The sequence below is a fragment of the Polaromonas sp. genome, assembly GCF_039930745.1.
Taxonomy (GTDB): Bacteria; Pseudomonadota; Gammaproteobacteria; order Burkholderiales; family Burkholderiaceae_C; genus Polaromonas.
On the sequence record NZ_JBDTTH010000039.1, the window covers coordinates 1 to 20,409 of the forward strand.

Sequence of the window (20,409 nt, forward strand, 5' to 3'; positions counted from 1 at the left end):
GAGATCAAGACCGGGCAGCGGCGGGTGATTGAGTATTTGCTGAGCCCGATTCAGAAGGCGGGTAGTGAAAGTTTGAGGGAGAGGTGAAGGTGCCGCAGTGGAGGTGCAAGTTATCCATGTCGCCGAGGACATACGGTTGGCCATATCGCGCTCAAAGTTGCGGACGATGTCGGCGACTGTAGAGAGAAAAAGATGTCAGAACTTCTCTTGGCAATCTGTAATTAGGGGTGTTTGCATCGACCACCTAGTCCGGAGAAAAAGCTCAAACGGTAGCAGGAAATAAACGTGGGTAAAAATCAAATGAGAAGAGAAAAGCCTTTTGATATTCAGCGGCCTAACTATTCATCCTCTTTCCTTAAATTGAATGCTGTCGTAGCTACTGCTTTGGCTCTGATTACTCTAGCTGCTTCTGAAACCGCCATAGCAAGTGAAATGACTCGACTGGCTTGCATGAAAGATGCGAAAGACAGTTCGGATGAGTCAGACTGCAATGAAAGAGAAATTGAGTCCTTACACAAGGCGCAGCGCAACATGCTAAGGCGGATCGAATTAGAGCTAAGTAGCTGTATCCCGGTCTCTGAGGCCTACAACTATAAAGCGGCGCTGATGCAGCTCAGAGGTGCAACCAATTCGTGGACCTTGTTTGCAAAGCGCGATTGCGAAGTGATCTCGCTCACATATGGAGTAGGAACCGGAGCTGGAAGTACTTATGCCCACTGTCATATCAATCACTTGCGCTTGAGAAATAAACAACTCGCCAACCTGTTGCGTAACCTTCAGACTACGAGGCAAAGCCTCATTGGAAACAATGCAACTAGTGAAACAAAAAATAGTTTCATTTCGTGCATTGAAGTAAACAATTCTATTTCTAAACCAAGAAAAGAGATTTCTCGATGAGCAACCTCACTATTTCCCAGATAAAAGCGATTGCTTTCAACGCGATAGGACGCGGCGCAGAGACTCCAAACGGTTCTCCCTATCTACTTCAGCGTTCAAACGCTAAGAGTGGAATTTCTATCGGATACATGCAGTGGGACTTTAAGCAGCGTTGGGCGACAAGTGACACGACAGCATTGCTAGCGGGATATAACCAGTGGGCTTTGTCCGCAGGGAAACCCGCTTTCAATGCTGCCTCGCTCGCGTATGTTCTGAGAGGGAGTGTGGGATCTGGTGATTTAGCTGCCTCTGCTGCCATTAACAGGCCGGAGATACAGAACTTGAATACATATCTCTCGTCATCAGTTTCCGGACGAGCTTACGTGAATTCTCTGGATGAGAAAAACTTTTCTATAGGAACGACCGGAGTTAGTTCCCAACTTTCGTTTGCACAAAGAGTGATGGGTACCGCGTTTGTGCAAGGACTCAATGATGCGGATACTCGTATTGTTTTGGCCGGCGCGCTGGATATTTTTAATCGCCACCCTAATGGGTTAGCGCCGAGTCTGTTGACCCAGATGACTCAACCGGGAGTCACTCTCGCTAGCTTCAAAACCACGATCATTGGCGGCTTGCCGGGTGATTTTCCGATTGCAGCCAATAAGGCTATGGCAACCGCAGGGTTGATGAATAGGCTTCAGATTGACAATGGCTTTGTCGGTCAGGCATGGCGATCGCAGCAGGACCAAACTCTGCGAGGTCCCACCACTCTAGATACGCAGTTGCTTGATGCCATGATGCGTGATCCCGGGGCCGCCGAGCGCATTCTGGATCGTTTTGCGACAGGAGGAACGGGTACACCAATTGTCCTTTTACACGGAACTCAAAGTAAATCGATATGGCAGGAAATCCCTTTCGTGGGCCTCGATGCGGCCGGGAATTTGCGAATTGTGGGAGGCGATGGATTAGGTGCATCGCGAGCAGTGGGGCAGAGCGCATGGATGTCTACGCAGTCAAACAATCCTGCAGGGGCCTCCTATCTCCCCAAGATCGGATGGGATTCGAGTGCCCGCCAGTGGAAGTTCAACCTCTCTGATGGAAGTGATTTCATCCTTGGTGACACTGAGGTCTCTGAAGTAAATATCAATGGCACAAACATCGTGCTTGATGCCGCTTTGGGGGAATATGCGGTCTCGGGAAACGGGGATTTACTCCGTTTTGCAGTACAGGGGAACTATGCTGCGGGTCAAGTGCTCACGGGAAGCCAGCCTGGATACTACGCGTTGGTTGTTCGTGATGGAGGAGTCGCTGACCTGCGAAATGTTTCGTTCGATGCAGAGCGATTGTCATTTGTAAATGAACCGGAAAGTTTCACACTCATTCAAACGATTGCTGGGGGCATTACTAAGACGCTTGACGTCAGCCCGTACTCTATTCAAACCGACTATGGAGTGATTGTTGGCAGTAGACGTCAGGAATCAACCGTTGTCGGAAATGTTGAGACAAATAACACCATTACCGACAGCTATGTGGACGGCAGTGGAAACAGAGTTACCAAAGTCGATTCCAACAATTACAACAGCACTAGCGGAGCCTACATCAATAACCGGTTTGTAGAGACTACAAAGGCGGGTGATACGGTTATCCGCGAGTTTATTTCAGAGCACAACAGCACTAGTGGACCTTTGGGAAGTCAGTTAACAACAAAAACGCCAACGGGAAGCCTGGTCGAATTTTTTGACGCGCAAGATCTTCCGAGCGGGAAGATGGTTATCACTGACATAGCTTGGAATCAACAGACTATTTCAGAGCAGAACGCTTCAGGGCAGGTCGTCACGATTACGAAGCGTCAGGTCATGTGGGACGATGACGGCCCAAGCTATCTGGACGAAGTAAAAAACAACATTACGGGAGAAGTAAAACTGGTCGGATACCTCAAGGATCCGGTTACAGGACAGCACCTTGAGCGCAGCGAAGTGACGCTCGTGAGTCAAGCAGATGCAACCGAGCAGCGCTTGCGAGACGAACTTTTCTCGGGTGCTGCAAGCTTTCTCGGTGCAGTGCGCGCCAAGGACAAAGTTGGGATGTTGCTGGCAGGCGCGAAGATGGCGGCAGATTACTCACGTACCGGCACCGCATTTACGCAATTCGATGGTGTTCTAGGTGGGGTGTCTGGTGTGGTGGGTGTGCTTGGAGCCCTTAAAGGGTTGCAGTCCGGTAACGCGCTCACTCAGCTCAACAGTGCAGTAAGCCTTGTCTACAGCGCGAATACATTGTATTCAAGCATCAATCAGGGAGCCGGTTTTCTGACGAAAGGTTCGCAGGCGCTCCGAGTACTTGAACACATTGGAGCCGTTCTTAGTATTGCTAATCTAGCAAATCTCGGGGACATGCTGGACAACGGGCAATATGGTTCAGCGGCATTTGCCACAGTAAACGCTATCAATGGCGCTGCTTTCCTAAGTGGCGCAACGACAGCCGCCGGTACTACGGCAACCGCTAGTGGTGCGGGCGCATTCATTCCCATGGATGCGACGACTCTGGTGATCTGGCTTGTCGCCGTGATTGTTATCGACGGAATGTTCGCCGAGGATGATCCGCCTCCACCGCCTCCATTCGGCGAAGCCGTCTTCAAACGCCTGGGCGACGGCAGTCTGGGCTACGAAATCCTCAACGCCGGCAATGGCGGCGTCGAAGTCCTCACCGCCAAGATGGATGCCTTGCTGGCCAAACTGAACCAGCAGGTTGGGCAGGCCAACAACGGCAACACCGATCCAGACCTGGCCCTGGCACTCGTCGCTAGCCGCATGCCGACAGTGCGCATCCAGAGCTGGCCCAGCCACGAAGGCAACGGCGTCAGCAACTTCTTCTTCGTGCTGGAGCAAATTCACCCGCAGACCGGCGAGAAGATGTACAACGGCATTGCGCGGCAGGACATCGTTGACTACTACGCCGAAGCACTGGTCTTGCCAGAGGCGATTGTCAACCAGTGGCAAGTCAACCACCTGACGGCCAAGTTTGGCGCAGATGAAGCCAACTGGAAAACCGAAGGCCAGTGGCTGTCGGCCCTGAGCCCCATAGAACAGCAACGCTATGCCTTGCAGCAGGTACACGCCGCCGCCAATGCGGCGTTGGAGGTGGCCAAGCAATCGAACCTTGCATTCACCACCTGGACGGCCGAAGGCGAGGTAACCGGCAACGTGGCCATGGCTGCGGAAGCTGAGGCAGCTGCATTGAGCGCGGCGCAGGCCGGCCTGGCGGCGGCCAATGCGGCGCTGTACGCCTTTGAGGTGGAGCACCCCAGTGACCCGCAACTGGCGGCGCATATTGTTGATGCCAGCATCACAGACCCGGCCTTGCGCGCCGCAGCCATTGAAAATGCATCGAGCCAGTGGCTGAAGGTTATTGCCATTGACTTGGGCGATGACGGCATCACCAAGATCGCGTTGCCAACTGTCGTGAAGCAAGACTACGACAGTCTGCAAAGTGATGGCGTTGCCCGCTTTGACGCAGACAACGACGGCTTCCGTGAAGCAACGGAATGGATTGCGCCTTCAGAGGCCATGCTGGGTATTGACCGGGACGGCAATGGCCTGATCGATACGGCGAGCGAACTGTTCAACGGCGTCAGCACGCCGTTTGACCAGCGCGGCCTGGCGAGTCTGAAATATTTCGACAGCAACAACGACGGCAAGATCGATGCGACCGACCCCGTTTACAAGCTGCTGCGTCTTTGGATAGACCTGAACGGCGACGGCAGTGCCGGCAGCATGGAGACCTATGACCTGCAGATGCGCCACCCCGGCGTCGATATGGCGGCGCTGCGTGCGCGGCTGGACGCGGCGGGGCAGGCAGCCATGGACGCGCTTGCCAACAGCGCCGTCGTGTCGATTGACTTGACTACCTTCAAGCTGCGTCTGGCCGACGGCACCGATGCGCAGGCCAGTGAGGTGGGGCTGCAGGCACACACCCAAGGCATTGCGGTGGTGGTAGACGAAGCCACGCAAAACGTGAGTATCCTGCATGAGAACGGCCTGCGTGAAAACTACATCACGCTGGTACAGGACATGAGCGTACTGCTGGAGCTGCAGAACGCCAACATCAGCGTCGCGCGTAAAGCGGAGCTTGAAGCGCTGGCAGTGCGTTATGGCCTGAATACACAGCACGCCGATTTTTTCAATGTGGTCAAAAGCCTGCGAGCCGGCGGCGAGAACATCGGCGCCAGCGGCATGGCCATCTACATCGGCGACAGCGATGTCTGGGTGGACCAGAACGTGCGCCAGCGGCTGGAGCAAATGCGCTTCAGCTTCCATGCTGCATCAACCGTGGGTGGCTCCGATGTCTTTGGTACCGCCACCCTCAGCCCACCGGTGTGGGCGGGTGCCAGTACGGACACGCCTGTGTTCAACGACCAGTGGGCACTCAGCCATCACGTGACGACGGGTGAGGTGACCAGCGACACACCGGTGGCGGGGCCGCCTGTCGGCCCCAATCCGGAGCAGTGGGTACTGCCATCCGACGTTTACACGCTGGACTTTGTGGTCAAGGGTGCGCAGCTTGGCGGCCTGGTGACACGGCAGGCGGTCATTGCCAGCAATGCCGCAACGCCGGGCGCCCCGGCCCAGACCATACAGGTGTACACCACTGCTTCGCCCACTTCATCACTTGCCACCGCCACCATTGCGGGTAGGGAGGATGAGCAGTTTGCGTTTGGCTTTGAGCAACTGGAGCAGGAGGCGCGCACCTTGATTGCGGGCGGCACGCCCTACACCACGGTGCGCCTGCTGGGTGTGCGTGCGGTGAGCCACGGTTATGTGGAAGTGGACGATGTGAGCGGACGCATACGTTTTATTGCAGACGCCAACTACTACGGCACCGAAGCCGGCTTCAGCTACGCCATCATGGACGGCCAGGGCCAGGTGATGGAGCGGCGCATCAATTTCAACCTGGCAGAGGTCAATGACGCGCCGACGGTTCTGGGTGAAACCATCGAAGCCCAGGAAGATGTGCCTTTGCTGCTCGATGCAGCCACTCTGCTGGCCAACGACACGGACCTGGAGGGCGACACACTCACCATCATCGGCATAGGCCGCGTGGGCATGGGCCGCGCCGAGCTGCTGGCGAACGGCCAGATCAGCTACAAGCCGCCAACTGATTTGTATGGCGTGACCGACACCATTGAATACATCGTGCAGGATTCACGCGGTGCCAGTGCGGTTGCGGTCATCAAGATCAAACTCACGGCGGTGAATGACGCACCGACGGTGGTGAGCGAAGTCATTCGCAATGCCAAGGAAGACACCAACCTGCGCATAGATGCAGCACTGTTGCTGGCCAATGACTTTGACCCTGATTTCAATGCCCAGGCAGGTGCGGCACCGCTGAGTATCACCGCTGTGGGTAATGGCGTGCATGGCCAGGTTTTCCTGGACAGCGCGGGGCAGATCATTTTTGTGCCTGACGAGAACTTCAACGGCACAGCCACGTTTGAATACACGGTCACAGATGAAACTGGCCTTTCCACCACGGGCAAAGCCGAGGTAGAGGTCGGGGCTGTGAACGACGGCCCGCGTGCCTTTGGCGAAGTCATTGCAAGCAATGAAGACGAAAAACTGGTCATCGACCCGTCTCTCTTGCTTGCCAACGATGAGGACGCAGACATTCAGCGCGGCGAGCAGCAACACCTGATGATTGTGGCGGTGGACCAAGCCGTGAACGGCGTGGTGTCGCTGGAGGGCGGGCATGTGGTCTTTACGCCCACCACCAATTTCTCGGGGGAAGCCAGCTTTAGATACACGGTCAGCGATGGTGCAGGCGGCTTTTCGCAGGCCGTGGCCAAGGTCAATGTGGCGGCCGTCAACGACGCCCCAACATTGTTCAACCGCGCGTTCCAGGGCACGGAAGAAGTACCAATCAACATCACGGTAGAACAGCTGCTTGCGGGTGTGCTCGATGCAGAGGACGGCGCAAACGGCATCAGCTTTGTGGAAGCGAAGAATGCGGTAGGCGGAACGCTGGAAAGAACTGGTGATACCTTCACGTTTACCCCCGGCGCCAACTTCGCCGGCGTGGCGCGGTTTGACTATGTCGTGCAGGACGCCCAGGGCGCGGAGTCAACCGCTGTCGTGACAGTCAGCTTTAATAATGTTAACGATGCGCCCGTTTTCATTGCGGGCAGCCATCTTGCAAAGTCTGGCCAGGAAGACCAGGAGCTTCGTATTTCATTGTCTGCCCTCAAGCAGATGTTTATTGACGTGGATGGCGACGCCATCACGGTGGACACCAGTAACCTGGTGGCTGTCAACAGCGGCGACACCATCCGGTTCGATGCGCAGACGCAGGAGCTGGTTTTCAAGGCCAAAGCGAATGCCAACGGCACTCGACAGTTTGATGTGCGAGTGCAGGACAGCAATGGTGTTTTCAGTGCTTACGAGCGCTTGAATGTGAATCTCGAGGCCCTCAATGACGCGCCTGTCGTCAACGCAATTGGCTTTGAGATGCTGGAAGATGGCGGATACAACTCGCCTGGATTACAGGCATGGAGCTATATTTCGTATAGCAAACTCCTGTCGGGCTCCAGTGACGCTGATGGCGATGTTCTCAGCATCGCAGGCGCGAGTAACGGCCGCACTCTGGACGGTCGCAGTGTCAGCATCGTTAATGACGTGGCGAACAATCGCGTCGGCATTCTGGCGCCGTTGAACTACAACGGTGCCTTCACCTTCGACTTTGCGGTTACTGATGGGCATGGTGCGCAAGTTGCCCAGAAGGCCTATGGCAATGTGGTGGCGGTGAATGACTTGCCGACAGCCAATATTGTGTTGCTGGCCAGAAGTGAGAGTTTTGGCATCGATTACTACCGGATTGATTTGGCGGATGTGGAGGATGGCGGCAACGTTGCCGTAGCCGTGGAGCGCTACCCCTTGCAAGCGCCTGTGAGGATGTCGGTGACGTCCCTCGGTTTGCACGATGAGAGTGGTTGGCCGATCGAAGAGGCGGCTGGTGCCAACTATTTTGCGTTGACGACTGCTATTGCTAGAGGTTCGTCACAGGCAGAGTCCGTGACTTTCCGGATCACAGACACTCAAGGTGGCGCAAGTTTCAGGTCTGTCAATTTCTGGACCTTTGGTTATGACCCGGTGGTGATTGATCTGGACAATGATGGATTGGAGTTTCTGGATATTGGCGAAAGCAATGTCACCGTGGATAAAGACGGTGATGGGCAGTATGAATCGATTGCCTGGGTGAAGGGGAGCGAAGGCATTTTGGCCTGGGACCATAACCACGATGACCAGATCAATCGAGCTGACGAAATTGAATTCTGGTCGCATGTCAACCCCCTGGACCCTTGGCGCACTGACCTGCAAAGCTTGGCTCGGCCCGAGTTTGATACCAACCAGGACGGAAAGTTTGACAGCACCGACGCCAAATGGTCCGAGTTCAAGCTGTGGCGTGACCTGAACAGCAATGGTGTCAGTGACTTGGGAGAATTGCAAACCCTGGACGAAGCGGGCCTGAAGGCGCTCCATCTGAACACCAATGTCTTGAATCGGCGTTATGGCGAGGACGTGCTGGTGAGGGGCTACACCCGGGCTGAAATGGTGGATGGCCGTATGTTGCAGGCCGGCGATGTGCAGCTGGGCATTGAGGACCCAACGCTTACGCCGGTAACCAACGTTCCAACCCAGGAGCAGCAGCAAGCCCAGCTTATTTCTGTTGCAGATGCTCAAGCATTGGCCGCGCAGCAGCAACAGGCACAAGCGGCGGCGAGTCGTGTGGGATCACCTGAATTCAGTGGGGCGCTGCGTGACCAGAAAGTCTTGACGGGTCAGGCTTACCGCTATGTATTGCCCGAGGAATTATTTGCAAACCTTGGCGCGGGCACCCAGTACTCCATCATGCTGGCCAGTGGGCAAGCGCTGCCCGCATGGCTGCACTTTGACGCTGCTACGCGCATATTGAGCGGTGTGCCAACGCAGGGGCAAGTCGGCACCTGGAATGTCAAGGTGGTTGGTATCGACGCACAGGGGGTGGCCAGCGCAGGCGTGATGGCTTTGAGTGTTGCTGAGTTCAACCAGGCGCCGGTGGAGTATGGTCATGTGCCGACCCAGTATGCCGATGAAGACCAATTGTTCAGTCTGGATATTGCGCCCAACTTCTTCATTGACAAAGATGCTGGCGATCAACTCCGTTTCAGTGCCACGCTGGCTGATGGTTCGGCTTTGCCGGAGTGGCTGCATTTTGATGCGCAGGCGATGCGGTTTTATGGCACACCAGGTGGAAGCCATGCCGGCACGGTTGAAATCAAGCTGACGGTCTCGGACGAAGCCAATGCCACGGCAAGCACCCGCTTCAAGATCGTGGTCTCCGGCGTCAATGACGCGCCCTACTTGACGGGATCGGTACCTACCATAGGGCTGACCGCGGGTATTGCCAACAGCTTTGTATTGCCGGAGAACCTGTTTTCCGATCACGATTTGGGCGACATACTTCAACTGAGCGTGACAGTGGCCGACGGGTCCGCGTTGCCGGACTGGCTGATCTACGATGCCGCGACACGAACGCTTTCTGCCCAGCCAACAGCCGAGCAAATTTCTGCGCCCTTGCAACTTCGTGTAAACGCAACAGACCTGGCAGGAGCGACCACCTCCACCCTGATGACCGCAGCAGCAGTCGTCAACGGCACAGATGGCAACGATGTACTCATTGGTTCTGCCTACGGCGAGTACATCTGGGGCCAGGAGGGCAACGATGTGCTTGACGGGCAGGTGGGTGCTGACCGCCTGATCGGTGGACTGGGCGATGACAGCTATATTGTTGACGCACTGGACTTGGTGGTCGAAAGGCCTAACGAGGGAACCGATACGGTCTACTCGGCCGGCAACTGGACTTTGGGTGACAACCTGGAAAATCTGACATTGACTGGCACTGCTGCAGTAAATGCCACGGGCAACCACCTCGCCAACGTACTTTCGGGCAACAGTAGCGCCAACATGCTGGCAGGTGAGGGTGGTGATGACACTTATCTGTTTAGTTTCGGTAGCGGCCAGGACACCCTGGTCGAGATACTGGAAACGGGCATAAGCAATGACGTCGTTCAGTTTGCGGCTGGAGTGTCTGTTGGCGACGTATGGGTCAGCGCTGATGGAGACTATGTGTATCTGAATTTGCTGGACGGCACGGACAGGCTGGCCATACGTCGCTTGGCCGCAGACGATATTGGCATCGAAGTGGTTCGTTTTGCAGATGGGACCAATTGGGACTTCGCGGCCATCATGGCCAGAGTGGTGCCTAACGCCGCACCTCTATCGGTGGCGGCTAGCCATGTGCTAGTGAGCGTGGAAGACCAGTTGTTTGAAGACGCTTCGCCAAGCACCTGGTTCAGTACAGTTTCTCCCGGTTTGAGTTACTGGGCAAGGCTCGTGAATGGGAACTCGCTTCCGGTGTGGTTGAGCGTGGACCCCGCCACCGGAATGTTGAGCGGACTTCCGCAGAATGCGGATATTTCGGCTTTTGACGTCAGGCTTTATGCCAGGGACACCTATGGCGCCGTCAGCAGTACGTTGGTGCAGTTTTCGGTAATCAATACCAATGACGCACCTACGGCAAACCCGCTGCAGAATCAGCACGTCGCGAAAAATCAGCAATTTTTGTATGAACTGCCGACCAACACGTTTGCGGACGTGGATGTCGGTGACGTATTGACTCTTGAGGCGACGCGGTCCAATGGCGCGCCCTTGCCGTTCTGGCTGGCCTTTGATGCTGCGACCCAGACGTTCTCTGGAACCCCACCTGGCAGTGCGGATGAAACTTTGATGATCACGGTACGGGCGACTGATGGTTCCGGCGTTTCGGCGACCGCCAGTTTCTCGCTTGACGTTGGGAATGTGCTTGTCGGAACCGTTGCCACAGACACACTGACTGGCACGGGTGAGCGGGACCTGATGTACGGACTGGGCGGAAGCGACACACTCAATGGTGGCGCCGGCAACGATGTGCTGGACGGAGGGGAGGGCGCAGATGCGTTGAGCGGAGGTGCGGGCAACGACATCTACTATGTGGACAACGCCGGCGACAGCGTTGTGGAGACCACAACCACGACGACCTATGTGGATCATGGGTATTACTCGACGACATATGTGGACCAGGGGTACTACAGGTATCTCGCTGGCTACGACGAGAGTGGGAACCCAATTTATCAACTGAGTCAGGGGTATGACGAAAGTGGGAACCCCGTTTACACGCCGAGTTGGGTATCAGTGATGGTTCCGCAAACCGTGTGGGTACCCAATGTGGTGGCGCAAACGGTGGTGTCGGACTCTGGCGGCATAGACACCGTGAACGCCTCGGTTGCGTACACACTGGGTGTGAACCAGGAGAACCTGACGCTGACCGGCAGCAGCGCCATCAACGGCACCGGCAACGCACTGAACAACATCCTGACCGGCAACAGCGCTAGCAATGTGCTTAGCGGAGGCGCAGGCAATGACACCCTGGACGGTGGTGCCGGCGACGATATGCTGGTTGGCGGCATTGGCAATGATCGTTACCTCTTTGGCCGCGGATATGGCCAGGACACAATCTCGGACATTGACACGACGGCCAACAACAGCGACACCGTGGTCATGCAAGCGGGAATCACGGCGAGCGAGGTCACGGTGACCCGCACCGCAACGCAGATGGTGCTGAGCCTGAGCGGATCTGACAAAGTATTGATCGATTGGGACGTGGCCAGTGGCAAACGGATTGAGCGTGTGGAGTTTGCTGATGGTACGGTCTGGACAGCCAACGACCTGCTGCAGATGAGCAACCGTGCCCCGACCTTCGCAACGGCGGCCGACCAGAGCACAGCAGAAGATGCGCTGTGGACCTATACATTGCCGAGCAACACGTTTGCAGACCTGGATGGGGGCGATGTGCTGAGCTACAGCGCGAGCCTGGCCGATGGCAGTGCGCTACCGGGCTGGTTGAGCTTTAACTCGGCCACCCGCACCTTCAGTGGCACACCGCTCAACGCCAACGTCGGCAGTCTGGCGCTCAAGGTGATGGCGATGGACGTGTTCGGCGCCATTGCCAGCGGCCTCTTTAATGTGGTGGTGACCAACACCAATGATGCGCCCACGGTGCTGGTGCCCCTGCCGGGCCAGCAGGCGACCGAGACCCAGGCCTTCAGCTACGTGCTGCCGACCGGTATCTTTGGGGATGTGGATGTTGGTGACAGCCTGACCTTGAGCGTGGCGCTAGCCAATGGAAGTCCGCTGCCTTCATGGCTGAGTTTTGATGCGGCTACACGGGCTCTGTCCGGGACACCCCCGGACACGGCTGCAGGCGTACTCGGCCTTTCAGTCAAAGCAACAGACGCAGCAGGCGCGTTTGTGCAGACTGCGCTGTCGCTCGACATCGCCAATATGGTCAATGGAACGGGCGCGGCGGAGACGCTGGTGGGCACGGCAGGGCGAGATGTGCTCAATGGCCTGGGCGGAAACGACACACTCAATGGTGGCGCGGGCAACGATGTGCTCGATGGCGGTGAAGGTGCCGACACGCTTTATGGCGGAGCGGGCGATGACATCTACTTCGTAGATAACGCTGGCGATACCGTGGTCGAAACCACGACCACAACGACGTATGTGGATCAGGGGCATTACTCGACGACCTACGTTGATCAGGGGCACTACAGCACCACCTATGTCGATCAGGGCTACTGGGCATACGGCGAAAGCGGCGCGTACTGGGTGTCAAACGTGGTCGCGCAAACTGTATGGGTGTCCAACGTGGTTGCCGTGACGACCTGGGTGCCCAACGTGGTGGCTGTCACAACCGTATCGGACTCTGGCGGCATAGACACCGTGAACGCCTCGGTTGCGTACACACTGGGTGTGAACCAGGAGAACCTGACGCTGACCGGCAGCAGCGCCATCAACGGCACCGGCAACGCACTGAACAACATCCTGACCGGCAACAGCGCCAGCAATGTGCTGGCGGGCGGAGCGGGGAGCGACACTTACGTGCTGGGAAGAGGGGCGAACAGCGATACGGTGCAAGAGAACGACAGCACAGCCGGTAACACCGATGTCGTGAAGTTTCTTGCTTCAGTTGCGGCTGACCAAGTGTGGTTCCGACAAGTCAACAACGATCTTGAGGCCAGCATTGTGGGGACGAATGACAAATTCATTATCGCAAACTGGTACCTCGGTGCGCAATACCGGGTGGAGCAGTTCAAGACAACCGATGGAGCCAAGACCTTGCTGGCCAGCCAGGTGCAGAACCTGGTGAGTGCAATGGCAGCTTTTGCGCCACCGGCGGCAGGGGAAACAACCATGCCAGGCAACTATGCGGCTGCACTTGCACCGGTCATTGCGGCCAATTGGCAGTAGGCGTTTCCAGCCCAGCTAAGCTATTTGCATGTCCTATCTAGCCATTACCCTCAATCATTTTCGGGCCGTTAAAGCATGGGGGGATGCTTGCGACGCGCAGATCAATCTCGACATTAGGACTTTTAATCTGGAGATCAAATCCAGAAATCGTTATTACACGCTCAGGCCGAGGTTTCTTACAGCCAGCAAAGGAAAAATAGCTTACGCCATTGAGCTTCTGAAAGAGGTGAAAGGGTTTATCGGCTGGTTGCCTTATGACGTTCTTCAGTGGGATCTTTCAAAGGACAAGCTGCTGTTCAAAAAATTTCTGGAAAAAGCCGGATTGAAATTCCCGCTTGCATGGCTTTCTTTGAATGATGTTGCTGGTGATTTTCTTATAAAGGACGCTGTCGGATCGTTCGGTTACCAGATTGCCGGGCCTTACCGGCGCGGCGCAGGTGTCCGGTGGCCGCAGGGCGGCGAGCATCAGAAGAGAGAACAAGGCGTCGAGTTTGCAGAACAATTTGTTTCCGGTACAAATCTGAAGGTGTGGTTCTGGGGCGCCGAAGCTTTTTACGCACATGTTCATCCGTATCCCACCATTGTTGGCGATGGCCGATCTACCGTGCAGGCCTTGATTGAAGCCCGATTGGCAGGCGCCGGCGAGTCATACAGTGGCACGGCGGATCAGGAAAATTTGACCGCATCATTGGTGTTTCAGGGCGCTCGATTGTCCGACGTGCTCGAGCAGGGACAGGAAATATGGATGGATTTTCGCTACGGGCGCCGCTACGCAACGATGTCTCCTACCGCACAAACTGACAACGATCTCAGTAAGATCAACCAGCAGGTCCGGCAACAGATTGACCTCATCGGCGTGAAGATGGCCGAGGAGCTTGTCCGTCGTTTCAAGGCACCCGTGTTGTATGCAGTGGACGGGGTGGTTGATGAGGGAGGAACGGTTTGGTGGCTGGAAGTCAACTCCAATCCAATTCTCCCTCCCGAAGGTTACGCCATTGTTTTTAAGTCCTTGTTTGGCGCGAGTGGGAAATCATGAAGATGAACAGCAAATTCTTATTGGGTTTACCTTGCAGGCTTTCGCCTCTGAATTCTCACAAACTGTCCCGCCTGATGCTGGAGCGCGGGTTGCACCATCAATGATTCCGCCTCTGCAGGTTCCGGTCGTGTATGGTCATTGGCTTGTGGAAGGCAACAAGCTGATTTGCCGCTTGCCCCGCAAGTCCGTCACCATTCGCGCCCCCAAAAAACTGCTGTTTGAAATCATGCAGTGTTGTGATGGTACTTTGGCATGGTCTGAGGTTTTGGCCCGCTTACATCCTCATTGGGAAACAACGGCATTGACTGCATTCATGCTCGAACTCACTCGCAATGGGGTTCTTGTCGAGGCTTCGCAGCTTTGGGCGCGGTGGGGAGACGTTGCGCAATTACCCGCGGCCACAGCCATCGCTACTAATTCGGAAGACATGGGGATGTTGCACCAGGTGGCAGAAAAAAGGCTGTTGCCCGGGTGCGGTTTTTGGCAGGAGGACGTCAGGCTTGGCCAAAATCGCCTGGCGCACATGCTGGCCCTGAGGGAGAGCAGCAGGACTTTTGACGACAAGCCCGTCTCCGTGGAATGCCTATGCTCCATTTTGTGGGCTGCCCATGGGGTAACGCGGCCTGGAGAGCCCGGCACTGTTGCCTGGCATCGCACCATCGCTTCTGGCGGAAATATGCACAGTGCACGCTGGTTCGTTGCTGTGTTGCGGGATCTTCCTGCGGAAGGAGCTCAGTGCAAACCGTTTTCTATCGGTGTTTATGAAGCGCGATTTCACGTACTGGGCGGTGCGTCGCTGCACAAAGTAGATGGCGAAGCAGATGATGCCTGGCGTTGCCTGCGGGACCCCAGGGTTCTGCGATTTGCTTCCGCCTTGATACTGCCAATTTACGATGTGGCTGTTCCAGGTAAAAAATACGGCAATCGAGCTACGTTGTTTGCCATGATAGAGGCGGGCCAGGCACTGCAAAATGCTCAGTTGATGTCTGCTGAACTGGGTGCAGCTGGCATGTTGCGTGGCGACACCACGGCCCAGGAATGTCTCGACATGCTTGGCTTGCAGAATGGTTCCTCTTCCTGGTTTGTTGTTCCCGCTCTGGTTCTGGGCGCAAAACCTTCGCAGATGCAATTGAAGCAGCAGCAGGCCGAAAATTTCCTGAAGATCGCACCTAATCTACGGACTACCGGACCATCTTTTGCCTTCGCAGCCGGCTCTACGGCCCTGGGAGATGCTTCTCCGTTTACTGCAAGTGGACGGTCGAGCAATCCCAAGCTCGCTCTCACGAAAGCTGAGGCGGAAGGCTGGGAGAGGTTGGCCTGGGCAACCCTACATGCAGTTGAACTGGCTCGTTTTACAGATTTGCAGCGAGCGGTGGACCCGCGAGAACTCGTGGCCTACTCGGCGCGTCAGTACGCGCGGCCCGATTTTCCTTGTGCGCCGTTCTCCGAACGTCGCCAGTACCTGTGGGCAAAAGCGATAGATGCAGGAACCGGGCAAACATGTTCAGTGCTTGCTGATTGCACCTATGCCAATGTAGCGCTGCCGCTTCGCTTTCAAAAAACGTCATTCACCAGCGCCAGTACTTCTGGAATGGCTGCTGGTACTTCTCAGGAGGATGCACTGTGCCGCGCAACCCTCGAACTGATAGAGCGGGATGCATTTGCACGTGCCTGGTTCAGCCGCTGCGCCCCACGAGCCGTGAGAACCAGCTCACTTCCCAAGGCAGCCGCGCAGCGCATCGCAGAACTGGTTCGCTCGGGTTTTCGCATTGTGGTTTCTGATTTGAGTACAGCGTGGGCGCCCGTCATGTCGATTTTTGCCCAAAGCAATGCGTTGCCGCTAACCGCCATCACTGCTGCGGCACATTTCTCTGCCGAACAAGCACTGGAGAAGGCCCTGGATGAAATCGAAGGCCGAATTGCCCATGCGCAGCACTTTGATCTCCCAGGAGACGGTGACACAGATCCCATGCGGGAGATTGAGCGTTACTACAGAAGCCGACGGACTTATAAAAATTCCGATTTCTATGCGAAGGTGAGTGACGCTGTTGCCTTCCGCACCGTTGGTCGTTCTGCGTGTCGCGACTGGAGTCAGCTCCAATCGGATATCCTTCGAGATGGTTTCAGGTTGCTGGCGGTTGACATGACGCCAGGGAATGCCGCGGTGGAACAGGGGCGTGTGCCTTTGCACGTAGTGAGGGCCATTGTTCCAGGCCTTGTTCCGATCTGGTTTCAAGCATGCCTTCAGCCTGAAGGCATGCCAAGGTTTTTCGAGTCTGCTGGTGGCGCTAAGGGGAAGTACACCAGTCGTTTGTTCATCCATCCCTTTACTTGAAAGAAAGAGCATCATGCAAAGCAAACTGAAAGCCGAGACCAAGACCGTCACAAAGAAACCTTTTACTTGGGGAATTTCCAGCGCCACCATCAGCTTCATGCAGACTAACGAGTTGCAGGCTGCACGCGATGGGTCTGGGGGTAGCGATTGCTCGAAGGTGTCACCGCTTCCGCAACCCAAGGGCAGGTCCCGGCGTCGAGTAGCTGACAAGGCATAAGACATGCGGCGTTCTGGCCAAGGCCGTCCCTCAACGGCTGCCCTGTTGCCGATCTATGTTTTGTCTTGCATCGATCAGGAAGGGCAGGCGGTCGAATTGTCTTACTCTCCGCACGACAGCACCTTGATCGACGAGACGGGGAAATCACTGCTCACGGATATCGATGCAGCGGACTTTACCGTTGCGACACCTGTTTCTCCCAGCATGCCGGGGTGGAAATCGGATGCTCCTTTGACGCTCAAAATACAGCTGGGCCTGAACTGCAACTACAGCTGCAGTTACTGCAACCAGGCGAGCGAAGTGGGCTCCGGCACCGTGACCAAGACTGCCGATGCAGATGAGTTCCTGCAAGAGCTTGGGAGCTGGCTTAAGGCTGCTCCTGAACGCATCGAGTTTTGGGGCGGAGAGCCATTTCTTTACATGGCCAAGCTGAAGCGCCTGGTGCCGGACCTGCGTGCTCGGTTTCCGTTGGCGAAATTCTCGATCGTGACAAACGGCAGCTTGCTGGATGAGGACATACTCGCTTTCATTGAGAAATTCGATATCTTCATCGCTGTCTCTCATGATGGGCCTGGGCAACACCTCCGGGGCCCGGATCCCTTTGATGACCCTGAACGTGCCACATGGTTGCAAGCACTGTGGAAGCGACGTGGGGGCGATAGGGGGCGCGTCAGTTTTAATGCTGTACTGACACCAGCCAACGCCGACATACGCGCAACCCGGCAGTGGTTAGCCAACCAGCTTGGCGATGCCATGCTGACGCTGGATACCGAAGGTGTTGTATCTGTCTATGACGACCAAGCCCTGGCAGGTCCTGGCCATTGGAGCAAGGATGACTACGCGCTTCTCCATCAAAGCATTGTTGAGGGTTTTTTGGATGGTCAAGCTCTGCAGTTTGGCGATATTGCCTACAAGGCTCGCGATTTCATTCACTCCTTGCAGACAAAACGTCCCTCATCTTCGTTGGGGCAAAAATGCGGCATGGATGACCCACATCAGTTGGCTGTGGACCTCAAAGGCAACGTAATGACTTGCCAGAACACCGGTGCGCAGGGAAAACACAATCTGGGTCACGTCAGTGCAATAAATCAGGTCAAGCTGAATACCTCCACCCATTGGTCTCATCGCGAAAGCTGCAACCATTGTCCAGTGCTTCAGCTTTGCAAGGGTTCCTGCATGTACTTGCATGACGATCTTTTTACTCAGTCATGCGAAAACGAATACCACTACAACACGGCTATTCTGGCTGGTGTGCTTAAGAGCGTTACAGGGCTGACACTTCAGTCGATTTCCGGCGATATCCGACGACCTCCCAAGATAAAGCGCGTTATTAAAGTAATCGCAGTGTAGTGCGAGACAATGCGCTTCTATTGAAAAGCTTGCCTCGGCCACGCCATACCATCCAGAAGAGTTGGCGCGCCTTAACGGGTTGGGAACTGAGAGCTGAACCGGGTCCTGTGGAGGTCGGAATAGTTCTGCAGAGCGTGTTTTTCCTCGGTACCGGAAATCCGGCGGGAACTTGGTGATGTTTGTGCGACGCGCTACCCCTCTCGATCTCGAAGCCATTGTTCCTTTGTTTGACGACTATCGGCAATTCAATGGGAAATCGTCCGATCCGGTGCAGGCACGTACCTTTCTTTCGGATCGCTTACGCCTTGGTGAATCTGTTATTTTTGTGGCCGAGAGTGAGTTGACCATTCTGGGTTTTGTTCAATTGTTCCCTGGATTTTCATCTGTCTCTCTGGCCCGCACTTTTGTTGTGAATGACCTGTTTGTCTCTCCTTCCCATCGGCGAAAGGGAATCGCTTCATCTTTACTTCAAGCGGCGGCCCATCATGCGGGTCTTGAAGGTGCCGTCCGCATCACCGCTTCCACTGCCATTGACAATGTGCCCACGCAGATACTGAACGAGGCAAACGGTTTCGTCCGAGACAAATCGTTTTACGTTTATCACTTGCATCCACGGACAGGAGAAAATTGAAGTGCGCTCGAGGGTCGTATTGAACGGTGTGTACTGAAACTCTCCACCCAAGCACCTTCCCTATGTGGTGGTTGAACAAAACCGCGAGGCCGTGGAAAGGCTGCGTTCAGAAGGCGTCATGGCGGTGTCGGGCGACGCATCAGAACCCGTGGTGCTGGTGCAGGCGCATATCGCCACCGCGCGCATGCTGGTCATTGCCACACCGGACACGCTTGACGTGCGGCGCACGGTCAACATCTCACGCACGCTGAACCCGGACATCGAAATCGTGGTGCGCACCCACAACGAGGCAGAAGCGAAATTGCTGGAAAGCGAAAACGCGGGAAAGATATTTCTTGGTGAAGAAGAACTTGCGCAATCGATGACGCGGCATGTTTTGGAGCGGTCGGCGGTGGTGCATCCGCATGCCTAGAAAGGCGCCTGCGTTCCTTATAATCAGCCCGTGCCAACCACCTTGTCCTCCCGCCCGCTGTGGACCCGCTTTGCCGCGTGGCTGGGGTTTTGGGCCGTCTTCTCGGCTTTGCTGGCCCCCGTGTCCATGCTGGCCGAGGAGGTGCGCACCGGCAAGCTGGGTGGGCTTTGCTCCGTAGCGGCCGGCACACTGGATGCGGGCTCTGGTGATTCTTCGGACGGCTTCGCCGGCTCGCATTGCGACTTGTGCGGGTCTGCCGGGCCGGGCTTGCCGCCGTTGCAGCAGGCCAGCGTTTTCCCCGCTGCCGTCACCGCGATGGCTGCTGTTGTCCAGGACGCCGTTCGCTCGGCATCCTCGCCGGGGCTGCCCTTCAGCCGCGGCCCGCCTGCACTTTGAACTGAAGCGCCTCTGCGGAGGCCTGGCGTGTGCTGGTCTTTCGGCCTGCACACCGTTTCTTTTCATTTTCAGGGCGTAGTTCCATGACTTCTCTTTGCGCACCTTCGCGTGCGTTTTCCCTGGCTTTCGCGCGAACCGCGTCTCCCGCCAGATCCCTCGGCATGTTCACGGTGAACGTGAACCTCAGCCCAGCGCTGTCCACATCGTTTTCAGGAAGTCTCTTCATGCATTTTTCATTTGCTACTAAATTAATAGCTGCTTGCGCAATACTGGCGGGGGCTACACCCGCTTTTTCTCATATTGTTCTGGAAACCACAAGCGCGCCCGCGGGCAGCAGCTACAAGGCCGTTTTCCTCGTCGGCCATGGTTGCCAGGGCTCGCCCACCACTGGCGTCACGGTGCAGATTCCGGCAGGTTTCCTGGGCGCCAAGCCTTATCCGAAAGCTGGCTGGACCGTATCCACCCAGCTCGGCAAGCTGGCCAAGCCCTATGACAGCCACGGCAAGCGGGTGACGGAAGATGTGGCCCTTGTGAGCTGGAAAGCGGCGAGCCGTGAGGCAGCGTTGCCGGACGCGTTTTTTGACGAGTTCGTGCTGCGCGGAAAATTGCCCGCAAGCCCCGGTCCGCTCTGGTTCAAGGTGCTGCAGACTTGTGAAAACGGCAGCAATGACTGGAGCGACATTCCCGCCTCGGGCAGCGCTACCCAGGGCCTGAAGTTCCCCGCTGTCCTGCTGGAGGTCAAACCCGCCGAAACCGCGCAGCATCACCATTGAACCCTT

General features: G+C 56.1%; 8 protein-coding genes and 2 pseudogenes. All 10 read left to right on the forward strand.

The features are described from left to right. A pseudogene (locus tag ABI660_RS13110) lies at positions 1-87 on the forward strand (HlyD family secretion protein); the annotation flags it as partial. A 198-nt stretch (positions 88-285) separates the two neighbouring features. Further along, a complete protein-coding gene (locus ABI660_RS13115) occupies positions 286-897 on the forward strand; it encodes a hypothetical protein (protein ID WP_348068673.1) in 612 nt (203 codons plus the stop codon). 440 nt (positions 898-1,337) lie between these two features. Further along, positions 1,338-13,253: a tandem-95 repeat protein gene (locus tag ABI660_RS13120; protein ID WP_348068675.1), complete on the forward strand. Its 11,916-nt coding sequence runs from the start codon at positions 1,338-1,340 to the stop codon at positions 13,251-13,253. Between the two features lie 28 nt (positions 13,254-13,281). Further along, positions 13,282-14,289: a hypothetical protein gene (locus tag ABI660_RS13125; RefSeq protein ID WP_348068677.1), complete on the forward strand. Its 1,008-nt coding sequence runs from the start codon at positions 13,282-13,284 to the stop codon at positions 14,287-14,289. Then, the gene (locus ABI660_RS13130; RefSeq protein WP_348068679.1) at positions 14,249-16,624 is read left to right on the forward strand and encodes a YcaO-like family protein; all 2,376 of its coding nucleotides are present in this window, start codon (positions 14,249-14,251) and stop codon (positions 16,622-16,624) included. Before ABI660_RS13125 ends, ABI660_RS13130 begins: the two co-directional genes overlap by 41 nt. A gap of 220 nt (positions 16,625-16,844) precedes the next feature. Next, positions 16,845-18,191, forward strand: coding sequence for a radical SAM protein (locus ABI660_RS13135; protein ID WP_348068681.1), 1,347 nt, complete (start codon positions 16,845-16,847; stop codon positions 18,189-18,191). Positions 18,192-18,366: 175 nt separating this feature from the next. Next, positions 18,367-18,822 (forward strand): GNAT family N-acetyltransferase, encoded by a 456-nt coding sequence (locus ABI660_RS13140; protein ID WP_348068683.1) that lies wholly within the window; start codon positions 18,367-18,369, stop codon positions 18,820-18,822. Positions 18,823-18,874: 52 nt separating this feature from the next. Next, a pseudogene (locus ABI660_RS13145) lies at positions 18,875-19,234 on the forward strand (NAD(P)-binding protein); the annotation flags it as partial. 30 nt (positions 19,235-19,264) lie between these two features. Beyond that, entirely contained in the window at positions 19,265-19,630 is a 366-nt protein-coding gene (locus tag ABI660_RS13150; RefSeq protein ID WP_348068685.1) for a DUF2946 family protein, read from the forward strand. Between the two features lie 224 nt (positions 19,631-19,854). Next, on the forward strand, positions 19,855-20,403 hold the full coding sequence (locus tag ABI660_RS13155; RefSeq protein WP_348068687.1) for a YcnI family protein: 549 nt from the start codon (positions 19,855-19,857) through the stop codon (positions 20,401-20,403). Positions 20,404-20,409: the final 6 nt, after the last annotated feature.